Here is a 14,648-nt window from a genome sequence, read left to right as displayed (position 1 = left end):
GACACTGAAATCTGAAACGGCGCGACCTGCGCCGTTTCAACCGAATTGGGAGGGAAACATGAGCCAGTCAGCGCAAGTTGCAGCGGACGAAAGGGTCAAGAAGGAACCTTTCTTGACCAAGCTAATGAAGCGCCCCGAACTGGGGGCTATGGCCGGTGTCGTTCTGGTCTTCATCTTTTTCGCGATCACCGCGGACGACTCGATGTTTACCCTGGCCGGGGTCATGAACTTCATGACGCCTGCGGCCCAGCTTGGCATTCTGGCCATCGGGGCGGCATTGCTGATGATCGGTGGTGAGTTCGATCTGTCGATTGGTTCCATGGTCGCGTTTTCGGGGCTGTTCTTCGGCGTCTGCGTGGTCACCTGGCAACTGCCGCTGATTGCGGCGATCCCGATGACATTTGTGTTTGCCGCCATGGTCGGCGCGATCAACGGCAATATCGTGATCCGCTCGGGTCTGCCGTCCTTTATCGTGACGCTGGCCTTTCTGTTCATCCTGCGGGGTCTGTCGCTGGTTGGTCTGAAGATGGCGACCAGTGGATCGACCCAGTTGCGCGGTGTGCGGGATGCGGTCGAAAACGACTGGCTTGCCCCTTTCTTCTCGGGTGAAGCTTTTGGCAGCCTGTTCAGTTCGCTGGCTGAAAGCGGCGTCATCGACACATTCAAGAGCGGTGCGCCCAAGGTTCCCGGTATCCCGGTTGAAATTCTGTGGTTCATCGTGCTGGCGCTGGCTGCGACCTATGTGTTGCTGCGCACCCCGGCCGGGAACTGGATTTTCGCATCGGGTGGCGACAAGACTGCCGCGTCAAACTCGGGTGTGCCGGTGAACCGCGTCAAGGTCTCGCTGTTCATGCTGACGGCCTGCTGTGCTGCGCTGGTGGCCATCATAACGGTGATGGATGCGGGCTCGACCGATGCGCGCCGCGGCTTCCAGAAGGAATTCGAGGCGATCATCGCCGCGGTGATCGGTGGCTGTCTGCTGACCGGCGGCTATGGTTCGGCCATCGGAGCGTTCTTTGGTTCGATCATCTTTGGTATGGTTGTCATCGGCCTGACCTATACCGACTTCGATCAGGACTGGTTCCAGGTCTTCCTGGGCGCCATGCTGCTGATCGCCGTTCTGTTCAACAATGCGATCCGTAAACGCGTAACCGGGGAGCGCTGATATGACCGAAGATACCAAGTTCCACCACGGAGACACCGCCACCGACGCCGCTCCGATCGTCGAGATGAAAGATATCGAAAAGCACTTTGGCAACATCATCGCGCTGGCCGGTGTCAGCTTTGATGTGAAGCCGGGCGAGTGTCATTGTCTGCTGGGCGACAACGGCGCGGGCAAGTCGACCTTCATCAAGACCATGTCGGGGGTGCATAAACCCACCAAAGGCGAGATATATTTCGAAGGTAAACCGCTGCATTTCGACACGCCCCGCGATGCGATGGAAGCCGGTATTGCGACCGTGTTTCAGGACCTGGCGATGATCCCGCTGATGAGCGTGACACGCAACTTCTTCATGGGGCGCGAGCCGACCAAGGGAAAGGGGCTGTTGAAACGGTTCGACGTGGAACAGGCCAACGAGGTTTGCATGGAAGAGATGCGCAAGATGGGCATCAACCTGCGCGGACCGGATCAGGCAGTCGGCACCCTGTCGGGTGGCGAACGTCAGACCGTGGCCATCGCCCGTGCCGTCTATTTCGGCGCAAAGATCCTGATCCTTGACGAACCGACATCGGCGCTTGGCGTGCGCCAGACGTCAAACGTTCTGGCCACCATCGACCGGGTGCGCAGTCAGGGCGTCGGCGTGGTCTTTATCAGTCACAACGTCCGTCACGCGCTGGCGGTTGGGGATCGCTTTACCGTGCTGAACCGGGGCAAGACATTGGGAACGGCCAAGCGCGGCGAGATCACCCCCGAGGAACTGCAGGATCTGATGGCGGGCGGTCAGGAAATGGCGGAACTGGAAGGATCGCTGGGCGGAACGGTGTAAACCCGTTCCTTTCCGCGTGACGTCCGCCGGACAATTCTGAATCTTTAAAACTCAATACCAATGGACCGGCCGGGTGGCCTTGGGTTGAAAGGGATCACAATGGGCAAGACAATCCGACTGACCGCAGCGCAAGCTCTGGTCCGCTATCTGGGTGCGCAGATGAACGAGGCCGGAGAGCCTTACATCGCCGGTGTCTGGGCCATCTTCGGCCATGGCAACGTGGCCGGGCTGGGCGAGGCGCTGCATGGCGTGAAAGACAGCCTGCCGACCTATCGCGGCCATAACGAGCAGACCATGGCGCATTGCGCGATCGCCTATGCCAAGCAGATGCGCAGGACACGCGCGATGGCGGTGACGTCGTCAATCGGGCCGGGTGCGACCAATATGGTAACGGCTGCTGCGCTGGCGCATGTGAACCGCCTGCCGGTTCTGTTGCTGCCGGGCGACGTTTTCGCCACCCGCGGGCCCGACCCGGTGTTGCAGCAGATCGAGAATTTCGGCGACGGCACGGTCAGCGCCAATGACTGCTTCCGCCCGGTCAGCCGCTATTTTGACCGCATTACCCGGCCTGAACACCTGCTGACGGCCTTGCCGCGCGCCTTCCGCACCATGACGGACCCAGCCGATTGCGGCCCGGTGACGCTGGCCTTCTGTCAGGATGTACAGGCCGAAGCCCATGATTATCCCGAAAGCTTCTTTGAGCCGCGCGTCTGGTATCAGCGCCGCATTCGTCCGGATGAGAATGAACTGGCGCGCGCTGTCGCCGCGATCAAAGCGGCCAAGCGGCCCGTCATCGTGGCCGGGGGTGGTGTGCACTATTCAGGCGCGACGGATGCGCTCCAGAGTTTTGTCGAGACCCACAATGTTCCGGTTACCGAGACGCAGGCCGGCAAGTCGGCGCTGGCCTGGGATCACCCCCTGAACCTGGGCCCGGTTGGGGTGACCGGAGGCGAGCCCGCGAATTCAACCTGCGCCGAGGCTGATCTGGTTCTGGCGGTCGGCACGCGGTTGCAGGATTTCACCACCGGATCGTGGGGGCTGTTTTCTAACCCGGAACGCGAGATGATCTGCCTGAATACCGCCGCCTATGACGCCGAAAAACACGGCGCAATGCCGCTGCAATCCGACGCGCGCGTGGGGCTTGAGGAACTGGGCGCAGCTTTGCAAGGTTACCGCGCCGACCCGGTCGCCGACACGCTGAAGGCCGAGTGGTACGGTAAAGTCGACAAGCTGACCGACGCCCCGGGTGACGGCAACGCTCTGCCAACCGATATGCAGGTGGTGGGCGCCGTGCAGCGTGCCGCACATGATGGCACGGTTGTGATGTGCGCGGCGGGCACCATGCCCGGCGAGCTTCACAAGCTGTGGAAAGCGCCACGCCCCGGGGCCTATCACATGGAATATGGTTTCAGTTGCATGGGCTACGAAATCGCCGGTGCCATGGGTATCAAGATGGCGCAGCCCGAGCGTGACGTGATCTGCTTTACCGGCGACGGCACCTATATGATGGCCAATTCGGAAATGGCGACCGCCGCCATGATGGGCGTGTCATTCACTGTGGTCATCACCGACAACCGCGGCTTCGGCTGCATAAACCGCCTGCAAATGGGCACCGGCGGGGCCGAGTTCAACAACCTGCTGGATCACGCCGTGCATCAGAACCCTTCGGCTATCGACTTTGCCGCCCATGCAGCGGCGATGGGCGCAACTTCGGTCAAAGTCGGCTCGATCTCCGAGTTGGAGGGCGCGTTGGCCAAACGTGGCGACATTACGGGCCCCTATGTGGTGGTCATCGACACCGATCCGTACCCCTCGACCGAATATGGCGGCACGTGGTGGGAAGTGGCGGTGCCCGAGGTCAGCACCCGCCCCGAAGTGAATGAAAAGCGGGCGGCCTATGAAGTCGCCATTAAGGAAAGAAACACTAAATGAGCGTGAAAATCGGAATCTCTCCGATCGCCTGGCAGAATGACGATCTGCCGGACCTGACGGCGGCCTACACCATGGAACAGGCGCTGAAAGAGGCGCGCGAGATTGGCTATACCGGCGTCGAGCGCGGTCAGCGGATGCCCGGCGACACCGAGGGGCTGCGGGCCTATCTGGACGGCAATGACATCGCGTTGTGCGGCGGCTGGTGCTCGGGCGCGTCGCTGGTCAACGATTTTGCCACCGAACGCGAAGCCGTGCGCGAACAGGTCGAACAGTTCGTGGCGCTGAACAGCCCCTGCATCGTCTACGCCGAATGTTCCAACACCGTGCAGGGGCAGATCGGGACGCCGGTCAACAACCGCCCCAAACTGTCCAAGGACGAAGTGCTGGCTTACGCAGCCCGGATCACCGAACTGGCCAATTGGATGGCCGATCAGGGAATGCCGATGGCCTATCACCATCACATGGGCACGATCATCGAGACCGAAGAGGACGTGAACTGGCTGATGGAAGGCTCGGGCCCCGAAGTAAAGCTGTGTTTCGACACCGGCCACCTGCTGTTTGGCGGCGGCGATGTCATGGCCACCCTCAATCGGTGGGGCGACCGGGTGCATCACGTGCATTTCAAGGATATCCGCCCCGCAGTGGTTCAGGACACGCGCGAGAATAACCGCAGTTTTCTGGATGCCGTGATTGCCGGTGCCTTTACGGTTCCCAGCGATGGCTGCATTGACTTTCAGGCCGTCGCAAACGCGCTCAGGGCGATGGATTACGAAGGCTGGATCGTGGTCGAGGCCGAACAGGACCCCGCCAAGGCGCCGCCCTATGAATATTCCAAAACGGGCTACGAACATATCGTCGATGTCTGCGGGCAGGCGGGATTGGAGATCAGCAGTTAACAAACCGCCCAAAGCGGCAGCACCAACGCCATGAGAAAGGAGAACATCATGGTAAGTCAGGAACTTGGATATGTCGGGTATTTTGACCGGGAATCCTGTGATCTGGATGAATTCAAGGTGCTGACCTCGCAGAGCCTGAAGGCTGATGACGTGCCCCGTGCGGCCGCAATTGAACAGAACGTACCCGTCTATGACATGCACGCCCTGCGCCCGGCGCTGAAAGACGCGGACCAGCGCCGCGATCTGATGGCGGAATGGGGTCGCGTACTGAACAGCTCGGCCGGTGTGATCGCGCTGAAACGGGCTTACGCAGACATTTCGGTCATCGACCGGGCCACCGACGTGTTTCGCCGGATCATCGAAGAAGAACGCCGGGGCGGAGCGGGGGAAGGCGACCATTTCGCAGCCTCTGGTGCCAATGACCGGGTTTGGAATGCGTTGCAGAAACAATGCCTGCGCGACCCCGAAGGCTTTGCGCTCTATTTCGGCAACACGGCGATTGCAGCGGCCTGCGAGGCGTGGCTGGGCCCCAACTATCAGGTCACCGCGCAGATCAACCAGGTGCGCCCCGGCGGCAAGGCGCAGCAGGCGCACCGGGATTATCATCTGGGCTTTCAGACTGCGGAAAATGCAGCCCGTTACCCGGCGCATGCGCATCTGGTGACGGCATCGCTGACCTTGCAGGGGGCCGTCGCCCATTGCGATATGCCGGTGGAAAGCGGGCCGACAAAGTTGCTGCCGTTTTCGCAGCTCTACCCGGCCGGGTATCTGGCGTTTCACGACGCTGGCCACAGGGACCATTTCGAAGCGTCCTACATCCAGTTGCCGCTGGAAAAAGGTGATGCGGTGTTCTTCAACCCGGCGCTGTTCCATGCGGCGGGCGAGAACCGCAGCACGGATATTCACCGGATGGCCAACCTGTTGCAGATCTCGTCGGCCTTTGGACGCGCGATGGAGGCGATCGACCGTCAGGCCATGTCCCTGGCGGTGTTCCCGCAGCTGGTCGCGTTGAAACAACGGGGCGATCTGACCGGGGCTGAACTGAACGCGGCGATTGCCGCCACGGCCGAGGGCTACCCGTTCCCGACCAATCTGGACACCGATCCTCCGGTTGGGGGCAACGCGCCGGCCAGTCAGGCCGACATTCTGCATCGCGCGGTGTCCGAGGGCTGGCGCGCGGCGGAACTGGCCGACGCTCTGAAAGCTCTGAACACGCGGCGGGCTGCCTGACACATGACCCGGGCGGGCCGATGTGCCCGCCCCTGAAGGAGACGACTGAATGGCAGACCTGCTCAAGAAACCGTTCGGAACCCGCGGCAAGGTGCATGACATTACGCCGGTCAGCGCCGGATGGCGCTATGTCGGGTTCGGCCTGTATCACCTGCGTGCCGGGGACAAGGCTGCCGAGGTGACCGGAGATCGCGAGGTTATTCTGGTCATGGTCGAAGGCAAGGCACGTATCACCGGGGCGGGTCAGGACTGGGGTATTCTGGGCGACCGGATGAATGTTTTCGAAAAGACGCCGCCGCATTGCCTTTACCTGCCGAACGGTACCGAGTGGGCGGCGGTGGCCGAAACGGACTGCGTTGTAGCGGTCTGTTCCGCGCCGGGCAAGGGCGGCCATTCGGCCCGCCGGATCGGACCCGACGGCATAACGCTGACCGAACGCGGCAAGGGCACCAACACCCGCCATATCAACAACATCGCGATGGAGGCCGAGGATTATGCCGACAGCCTTCTGGTGACCGAGGTGTTCACGCCGAACGGGCACTGGTCTTCGTATCCCAGCCACCGCCATGACGAGGATGACTATCCCCGCATAACGTATCTGGAAGAAACCTATTACCACCGCCTGAACCCGGCCTCCGGCTTTGGCATTCAGCGGGTCTATACCGACGACGGACAGCTGGATGAGACGATGGCGGTGTCAGATGGCGATGTTGTGACCGTCCCGCGTGGCCATCACCCTTGCGGTGCGCCATATGGGTTTGAGATGTATTATCTGAACGTCATGGCCGGGCCCTTGCGGAAATGGCGGTTCGTCCCGGCCCCCGAGGTCAAATGGATCATGGAGCGCGACAGTTGACACAGGATTTCGCCAGCTACACCAGCCTCAGCGGCAAGACGGTCATTATCACGGGCGGCGCAGGGGGTATCGGTGCGCGCACGGTGCGCGCATTCGCGGATCAGGGCGCGAAGGTGGGGTTTCTGGATATCAATGCCGACGCGGGGCAAGCGCTGTTGGCGGAACTGGATGGCCAGCACGCTTTTGCCCAGTGTGACTTGCGCGACATTGACGCGTTGCGCGCGGCTTTGGACCAACTGGCAGAGGATTTGGGGCCCGCCCAGGTGCTGGTCAACAATGCAGCCCATGACGACCGCCACGACTGGCGCACGGTCACCCCGGACTATTGGGATGAGCGCATGGCCACCAATATCCGGCACATGTTCTTTACTATTCAGGCCCTCGCACCGGGGATGATCGAAGCCGGTGGCGGTTCCATCATCAATCTCGGCTCGAACTCGTGGTGGGAGGCCGGGGCAGGCTTTCCCGCCTATGCCACCGCCAAGTCGGCGGTCCACGGTCTGACCCGCACGATGGCGCGCGAACTGGGCGATCACCGCATCCGCGTAAACACCGTTGTTCCCGGCTGGATCATGACCGACCGGCAGAAGGACCTGTGGGTCACGCCCGAAGCGCTGGCCAAACAGATCGACCGTCAATGCCTGCCGGACCCGATTGATCCGATATATGTCGCGCGGATGGTTTTGTTTCTGGCCTCGGACGACGCCGCCATGTGCAGCGCGGGTAATTTCATGGTCGAAGGCGGGTCGATCTGAGACCCGATAGTTTCTGAATTCAGGAGGTCCGGAATGTCCGCACCCTTTCAACTTGCGGCCTGTGCCGAAATGCTGTGGCTGGACAGGCCGATAGACTGGCGCGTCGCGCGCCTGACCGAGATGGGCCTTGGTGTCGGATTGTGGAGCTGGCCTGACCTGGACCTTGCCAAGCTGGAAGCCATTGGGGCGAACTTCACCATCATGGACGGTTATGTTCAGGGGCGGCTGGCCGATGACGAGGGGGCCGCGATGCTGCTGGCCTCTGCTGGTGAAACAATCAAGGTTGGGAAGCGGCTGGGCGTGGATCGGCTGAACCTGCACGGAACCGGGCTGGGTGAAGGGGGGATTCCGATCAGGCAGCACGATGTTGTGACCGGTGAAATGTGGCTGAAGGCGCGGGATACGCTGAACCGCATCTGTGATCTGGCCGAGGAAGAAGGCGTGGTTTTCACGCTGGAGAACCTGAACCAGCTGGATCATCCCGGCTGCCCCTTCGGGTCCACGGCCGACGTATTGGCCTTGGTGTCGGCAATTGACCGGCCGCAACTGCGTATCAACCTGGACCTCTACCACACACAGATCGGAGAGGGGGACCTGATCCGCTGGTGCGACAAATGCCTGCCCTGGATCGGAGAAATTCAGGTTGCGGACAATCCCGGCCGGTGCGAGCCGGGAACCGGGGAAATCAACTATGCGGTAATCGCCAAGGCGCTGTACGAGCTCGAATATCGCGGCCCTGTGGGGTTGGAGGCTTCTGCGTCCGGCGACCCAGAGGCTGCCCTTGAGGCGTTCCGGGCGGCCTTCACGATCTGATTTCTCAGCCGGGGTTCTGGTGTTGCGGCGGCGCCCCGAAGGCACGGATCACCGCGCGGGCGGCGGCCTCGACCGGATCGTGGGTTTCCTTCAGAATGGTCACCCGGTCAAATCGTTCCGGGTCGCGGTTGACCGCCTCGCGCAGCGCGCTGCCGAAGGCCATACGCAGTTCCGTTCCGATGTTGAACTTGCAGATCGAGGTCTCGCGCGCCAGCCGCGTGCGTTGCGCAACCGGTACGCCTGACCCGCCATGGATTACCAGGGGCACATCGGTTACGGCGTCGATCCGGCGGATGCGATCCTCATCCAGACCACCCTCTTTGTTCTGCTGCAGATGGACGTTTCCGACCGATATGGCCATTGCATCGACCCCGCTTTCGCGTGCGAAGAGGGCGGCCTCATCAGGGTCGGTCCCGCTGGAGCCCTCGCCACCGGAGTAGCCCACGAACCCGATCTCACCCTCGCAGGAAATCCCGGCCTTATGCGCCATTTCGGCAATGGCCGCGGTCTCGTCGATATTCTGTTGCAGGGGTTTGCGCGACCCGTCGAACATGAGCGAGGTGAACCCGCTGTCGAGCGCGATTTTGCAATCCTCGAACGTGTATCCGTGATCCAGATGGGCAACGACAGGCACGGAGGCGTTCTCGGCCAGATGCCGGAACATCTTGCCCAGAACCGGCAGCGGCGTGTGCTCGCGGCAACTTGGCCCGGCCTGCAGGATCACCGGCGCATTCTCAGCCTCTGCCGCCGCCACATAGGCGCGCATGTCCTCCCAGCCCAGCGTCACCAGCCCACCCACGGCATAGCCCTGCTCATACGCAGGGGTCAGGACGTCTTTCAGCGTGACAAGGGTCATTTGAACTTTGCAATCATGTCTTTGATGCCCGGGATCGTTTCGATCTGATAAGCATGGGTGGGTTGGAAATACTGCACCAGAGAGCGCTGCGTCAGACCGCCGAGAATGGTGAAGTAGTACATCTCGTATCCCGGCAGAACGCAGCACGGGTGATAGCCATTGTCGATGCAGATCGTCGATCCATCGACGATGTGATAGGCATCGCCGGGCTCGTTATCCTCACGCTGCAGCATCTGCAGGCCCGAGCCCCATTTGGGTCTGAAGCGGAAATTATACGTCTCATCATGGCGCGACTCGTCCGGAAGGCGGTTGGTGTCGTGTTTGTGGCTGGGGAAGCCGGACCATCCGCCCTGACCGACAGTGAACAACTCGCTGACCAGCAGGCGGCCAACCTTATCGTGCTGTTTCTGGCCGAGGATATGCTTGATCTTGCGATGGGTCTTCGTGTCGTCACTGCCGTATTGCACCAGGTCATGTTCGCGCACGTCAAACGGATCAAGGACCTTGTCATACTTTGCCCCTGCGATGAACACCTCGGCCTCTTCCGACATGCAAACCAGCTGCGCGTTGGCGCCGACGGGAACATAGACGCCTTCGGGCTCGCCATCCCAGACATCTTCGCCGCGGTTGCCCAGCCGGGGAAACGGCACGCCCTCGACCTCGACATCGACGCTGCCGGTGGCGGGCACGATGCAGGTTTCATACCCGGGCACCTGGTATTCGAAGGCCTCGCCCCGGCGCAGCTTGACGATATTGAAGTAATTCAACGGCACCGTCGGATCGTCCGCGTCGACGATGGGTTTGTTCTGGTTGTCATAGGGCGCGATGTGCATGGGTCTCTCCTATGTCGTCGGGCCGGGGTGGGACGCCAGAAACGCGTCCAGTTCCGGGGTTGTGGGCATGGCTGGTGCGCAACCCGGTTGCGAGACAACGATGGATGCACAGGCCGAGCCGCGCAGCACCGCGTCTTCCAGCGAATGCCCGGCTGCGACGGATGCCAGCAACCCGGCCATGAAACTGTCGCCCGCACCGTTCGGCTTGACGGCAGTGACGGGGTAGATCCCGGTTCTGATTTCCTGACCGTCGGTCAGCGTCACCGCGCCTTTTTCGCCCAATTTGTAGATGACGATCCGCCCGGGCTTCGCAGCCAGTTCCCGGGCCTTTTGGAACCCTTTTTCGATACCGCCGGCCATAAAGCCGAATTCCTCGTCATTCCCCACAATCAAATCGCTGGCCTCGCCCGCGCGGGACAGGACATCGGCCGCGACCTCTGGCGAAGGCCAGCTATAGGGGCGGTAGTCGATATCGAAAATGATCGGCAGACCCGATGCGCGCGCGTTGTCGAAAGCCCGGAATGTGGCGCTGCGCGAGGGTTCGGCGGCAAGTACTGTTCCGGCTGAGATCACGGCTGAGAAGGCCGAATAGTCGACCTTGTCCATGTCTTCTTCGGTGACCTGAAAATCGACCGCGCCATTGCGGTAGATGACATTCTGGAAATTCTCGATCCGGCTTTCGTAAACGGCCAACGACATCCGGTATTCGCCGCCGAGTACCCGGATATTGGACGTGTCCACCCCGTAATGGCGCAGCCGGTTCAAGCAAAACCGCCCCACGGCGTCATCCGAGACCGAGGTGATCAATGCCGCCTGACTGCCCAGTTTGACCAGACCGGCACAGATATTGGCCGATGATCCGCCCAGATCGGCGTGGAATGTATCGGCATCTTCGCTTTTGACGCCGACGGGGGCGGCAAACATGTCCATGCCTGCACGTCCGAATACCGCAAACCGGTTTCCTTTGATACCGTCGATCAAAGCGCTCACGTTATGTCCTCCGGCAAAAAGGGGCGTGCAAAGTGGTATGGACCTTGCGTTGTGTCGATTCACACGATACTGATTTTGCAACCGGTTGCAAATATATTGTTCGGAGCCGTGACAGATGCCGGAAATCGGAATTGGAATTGTTGGCGGCGGCTATATGGGCAAGGCCCATTCAGTTGCGATGTCGGCAGTGGGGGCGGTGTTCGATACCGCGCTGCGCCCGCGGCTTGAGATGATCTGCGCGGCAAGCCCTGAAAGCGCCGAACGGTATCGTGCTGCCTATGGGTTCCGGCGCGCGACCGGGGACTGGCGCGCGCTGGTGGGTGACGCCGCCGTCGAGGCCATCGTCATCGCGTCGCCACAGGGAACGCATCGTGAAATCGCCGAGGCAGCCCTTGCGCTGGGCAAGCCGGTGCTGTGCGAAAAACCGCTGGGCGCATCCATGGAGGACGGTCAGGCAATGGTGGACGCGGCCGACGCGGCCGGTGTGACCAACATGGTCGGCTTCAACTATGTCCGAACGCCGGCCACCCAGTTTGCCCGCCAGCTAATTGCCGATGGCGAACTGGGCGAAATCACCTGGTTTCGCGGCGAACATACCGAGGATTTCTATGCCGATCCCCAGGCTCCGGCCAGTTGGCGCACCACGGGGATGGCCAACGGCACCATGGGCGATCTTGCCCCGCACATGGTCAACGGGGCGCTGGCGCTGATCGGGCCTGTTGCGGAAGTCATGGCTGAGGTCGAGACCGTTCACGACACACGTCCCGGCGGCACCGTGACCAATGATGACCATGCGCAGATCATGTGCCGGTTTCAGAATGGCGCGATGGGCAACATTTATGTCAGCCGCATCTCAACCGGTCGAAAGATGGGCTACGCGTATGAAATCTCGGGCACGAAAGGCGCAATTCGCTTTGATCAGGAAGATCAGAACGCGCTGTGGCTGTACCGGCGCGAAGGTCCCGAGGCGCAAAGAGGGTTCACTAAGATCCTGACCGGCCCGGCCCACCCGGATTATGAGCCGTTCTGTCAGGGCCCTGGGCACGGCACCGGGTATCAGGATCAGATCATCATCGAGGCCAAGGATTTCCTGCAGGCCATCCATACAGGACAGGCGATCTGGCCGACCTTCCGCGACGGGCACGAGGTCAATCGCGTACTGTCTGCCGCTCTGGCCTCGTCCGAGCAGCGGTGTTGGCAAAAGGTCAGCGACTTCTAGGCGCTGCGCACAACTGAAAGACCGAAGAGAGACAAGAACCATGGCAAAGCTGAAATGGGGCATGATTGGTGGCGGCGAAGGCAGCCAGATCGGACCCGCCCACCGTTTGGGCGCGCTGGCGGACGGAATGTTCGAATTTGCTGCCGGCGCGCTGGACCATCGCGCCGATGTGGGGCGCGAATACGCCCAAAGACTGGGTGTCTCCGCCGACCGTGCCTATGGCAACTGGCAGGAAATGCTGTCAGGCGAAAAGGATCGCGCCGACCGTATCGATCTGGTGACGATCGCCACGCCGAACGCAACGCATTTCGAAATCGCCAAAGCCTTTCTTGAGGCCGGCTTCAACGTTCTGTGCGAAAAGCCGATGACCATGACAGTGGACGAGGGCGAAGAGATCGTTCGCGTTGCCGAAGCCTCGGGCAAGATCTGCGCGGTCAATTACTGCTATTCTGCCTACCCGATGGTGCGGCAGGCGCGGGCGATGGTGCGTGCGGGGGATCTGGGCAAGGTCCGGCTGGTTGTGACCAACTTCAGCCACGGCCATCACGGCGATGCCACCGATGCCGACAACCCGCGGGTGCGCTGGCGCTACGATCCGGCGATGGCAGGGGTTTCCGGCCAGTTTGCCGATTGCGGGATACATGCGCTGCATATGGCCAGCTTCATCTGCGACGATGAGGTGAAATCGCTGTCCGCCGACATGGCCTCTACTATCGCAAGCCGCGAGTTGGAGGATGACGCCATGGTCAATTTCCGAATGGAGCGTGGCACGGTTGGCCGTTTGTGGACCTCGTCCGTCGCCATCGGGCGTCAGCACGGGTTCGACATTCAGGTATTCGGTGAAACGGGCGGGTTGCGCTGGGCGTCCGAGCATCCCAACCAGTTGGTCTATACCCCCGTGGGCGGGCGCACTCAGATCATCGAAAAGGGCGAAGGCGGCCTGCACGAAGAAACCCAGCGCCTGTCCCGCGTGGCTATCGCACATCCCGAAGGTTTTCCGTTGGCGGTGGCGAATATCTATTGCGATCTGGCAGACGCCATATTGGGTGAGGCACGGGATGGGCTGCCCACACCGTCCGATGGGGTCCGCTCGATTGCCGCCGTGCACGCCGCCGTCGCGTCGTCCAGAAATGACGGCGCGTGGACAGACGCGCGCCCGCCGATGTTCCGCTGATCAGGGGCGGGGCCGCAACGTGCCCCGTTCGATCACGCGGCAGGGAAAAATCCGCGCTTCGGGATAGCGCTCGGGATCTTTCAGCATCTCTTCGACCAGATCGACCGACGAGGTGATAATCTGCTTGATCGGCTGGTGAATGGTGGTCAGATCGACGCTTTCCCAACGTGACATTTCCATGTCGTTCAGGCCGATGATCCCGATATCCCGGCCCGGTTTCAGCCCGTGATCCGACAGTGCCGACAATGCGCCGATCGACAGGATGTCATCGCCGCAGAAATACCCTTCGGCCGGGGTACCTTGCAACAGGCGCAGCATCTCGGCGCGTCCGGCCTCGAAGGAATAGTTGTCGGCAAAGGAATGTGTCACTTCAAGATCGGCATGCCGCTCAACCTCTTCCATGAAACCGCGATATCGGTCCATCGCCGAGGTGGCATCCCTGGGTCCGCCCAGATATCCGACGCGCCGATAGCTGCGGGCAAGCAACTCGCGCGCGGCCATGCGCCCGCATTCGACATTGTCGATCCCCACGACATGCACCTCGGGCGACGTGGCGGAACGCCCGAACGTGTGCACCACCGGCACGCCTGCGTCGTGGAACGCCTTGGCAAAGCTGGGCGGCAGCGTGGATGAGGCCACGATGGCGGCATCCACCGAATACTGCCTGAGCATCCGAACCGAATTGGCGGGTTCGGTTTCATCGGTCAGGTTCACGATCAGTGGCCGCAACCCCCGTTCCTGCAGGGCGCGGGTGAACTGATCGAATACCTCAAGGAATATCGGGTTGTGAAAGTTGTTGGAGATCAAACCGATCAGCTTGGTGCGCCCGGTAGTCAGCGACGAGGCCAGCGCATTGGGACTATAGCCCAGCTGCTGAGCGGCCTTTTCGACCTTGCTGCGTGTCTTGGCGGAAACGGACGCGCCCTCGGTAAAGGTGCGCGAGACTGCCGAGCGCGAAACACCCGCCAGCGCGGCGACGTCTTTCAGGGTGACACTCATGGCTGATACCCGCGAATGGGGGAATGGCGGAAAGGTGATAACATGGGGGAAATACTATGCACCATTGCACCAGACTTGCAATCGGTTGCAATCAGCGATGCTGTGTG

14 protein-coding genes are annotated in these 14,648 nt (G+C 61.4%); 10 read left to right on the top strand and 4 right to left on the bottom strand.

Translation table 11 applies throughout. The features are described 5' to 3' along the window. The first annotated feature begins 58 nt into the window (after positions 1-58). The 8 genes from ACXAC3_RS00440 to ACXAC3_RS00405 all read left to right on the top strand — a co-directional run bounded on the left by ACXAC3_RS00440 (position 59) and on the right by ACXAC3_RS00405 (position 8,470). Positions 59-1,165: an ABC transporter permease gene (locus ACXAC3_RS00440; RefSeq protein ID WP_475154168.1), complete on the top strand. Its 1,107-nt coding sequence runs from the start codon at positions 59-61 to the stop codon at positions 1,163-1,165. A gap of 1 nt (position 1,166) precedes the next feature. Further along, positions 1,167-1,988, top strand: coding sequence for an ATP-binding cassette domain-containing protein (locus ACXAC3_RS00435; RefSeq protein ID WP_475154165.1), 822 nt, complete (start codon positions 1,167-1,169; stop codon positions 1,986-1,988). A gap of 99 nt (positions 1,989-2,087) precedes the next feature. Then, positions 2,088-3,920 carry a 3D-(3,5/4)-trihydroxycyclohexane-1,2-dione acylhydrolase (decyclizing) gene (gene iolD, locus ACXAC3_RS00430; RefSeq protein ID WP_475154161.1) on the top strand — a complete coding sequence of 611 codons (1,833 nt, stop codon included), beginning with the start codon at positions 2,088-2,090 and terminating at the stop codon, positions 3,918-3,920. After that, positions 3,917-4,816, top strand: coding sequence for a myo-inosose-2 dehydratase (iolE, locus tag ACXAC3_RS00425; RefSeq protein ID WP_475154156.1), 900 nt, complete (start codon positions 3,917-3,919; stop codon positions 4,814-4,816). Before iolD ends, iolE begins: the two co-directional genes overlap by 4 nt. Before the next feature lie 48 nt (positions 4,817-4,864). After that, on the top strand, positions 4,865-6,046 hold the full coding sequence (locus ACXAC3_RS00420) for a phytanoyl-CoA dioxygenase family protein (RefSeq protein WP_475154151.1): 1,182 nt from the start codon (positions 4,865-4,867) through the stop codon (positions 6,044-6,046). Between the two features lie 49 nt (positions 6,047-6,095). Continuing rightward, a complete protein-coding gene (gene iolB / locus ACXAC3_RS00415; RefSeq protein ID WP_475154146.1) occupies positions 6,096-6,902 on the top strand; it encodes a 5-deoxy-glucuronate isomerase in 807 nt (268 codons plus the stop codon). Then, on the top strand, positions 6,899-7,657 hold the full coding sequence (locus ACXAC3_RS00410; protein ID WP_475154144.1) for an SDR family NAD(P)-dependent oxidoreductase: 759 nt from the start codon (positions 6,899-6,901) through the stop codon (positions 7,655-7,657). The genes iolB and ACXAC3_RS00410 overlap by 4 nt, the downstream gene beginning before the upstream one ends. A gap of 33 nt (positions 7,658-7,690) precedes the next feature. Continuing rightward, entirely contained in the window at positions 7,691-8,470 is a 780-nt protein-coding gene (locus ACXAC3_RS00405) for a TIM barrel protein (protein WP_475154142.1), read from the top strand. Positions 8,471-8,474: 4 nt separating this feature from the next. Here ACXAC3_RS00405 and ACXAC3_RS00400 read toward each other — a convergent pair whose 3' ends face one another. From ACXAC3_RS00400 to iolC, 3 genes are read right to left on the bottom strand one after another with little or no spacing between them, the layout of a single operon-like run. Then, positions 8,475-9,326 carry a class II fructose-bisphosphate aldolase gene (locus ACXAC3_RS00400; RefSeq protein WP_475154138.1) on the bottom strand — a complete coding sequence of 284 codons (852 nt, stop codon included), beginning with the start codon at positions 9,324-9,326 and terminating at the stop codon, positions 8,475-8,477. Beyond that, positions 9,323-10,159 carry a 5-deoxy-glucuronate isomerase gene (locus ACXAC3_RS00395; protein ID WP_475154134.1) on the bottom strand — a complete coding sequence of 279 codons (837 nt, stop codon included), beginning with the start codon at positions 10,157-10,159 and terminating at the stop codon, positions 9,323-9,325. Before ACXAC3_RS00395 ends, ACXAC3_RS00400 begins: the two co-directional genes overlap by 4 nt. A 9-nt stretch (positions 10,160-10,168) precedes the next feature. After that, positions 10,169-11,149: a 5-dehydro-2-deoxygluconokinase gene (gene iolC / locus ACXAC3_RS00390; RefSeq protein ID WP_475154130.1), complete on the bottom strand. Its 981-nt coding sequence runs from the start codon at positions 11,147-11,149 to the stop codon at positions 10,169-10,171. Positions 11,150-11,264: 115 nt separating this feature from the next. On the opposite strand from iolC, the gene ACXAC3_RS00385 reads away from it, so the two are divergent. Further along, complete coding sequence (locus ACXAC3_RS00385; protein WP_475154126.1) at positions 11,265-12,368, top strand: Gfo/Idh/MocA family protein; 1,104 nt, start codon at positions 11,265-11,267, stop codon at positions 12,366-12,368. 40 nt (positions 12,369-12,408) lie between these two features. After that, positions 12,409-13,542: a Gfo/Idh/MocA family protein gene (locus tag ACXAC3_RS00380; RefSeq protein WP_475154123.1), complete on the top strand. Its 1,134-nt coding sequence runs from the start codon at positions 12,409-12,411 to the stop codon at positions 13,540-13,542. Here the strand turns inward: ACXAC3_RS00380 and ACXAC3_RS00375 are convergent, their stop codons facing one another. After that, positions 13,543-14,541, bottom strand: coding sequence for a LacI family DNA-binding transcriptional regulator (locus ACXAC3_RS00375; protein WP_475154119.1), 999 nt, complete (start codon positions 14,539-14,541; stop codon positions 13,543-13,545). Positions 14,542-14,648 lie beyond the last annotated feature (107 nt).

The sequence above is a fragment of the Ruegeria sp. ABV4_181 genome, from assembly GCF_056158465.1.
This window is presented reverse-complemented; position numbering and strand designations above follow the sequence as displayed.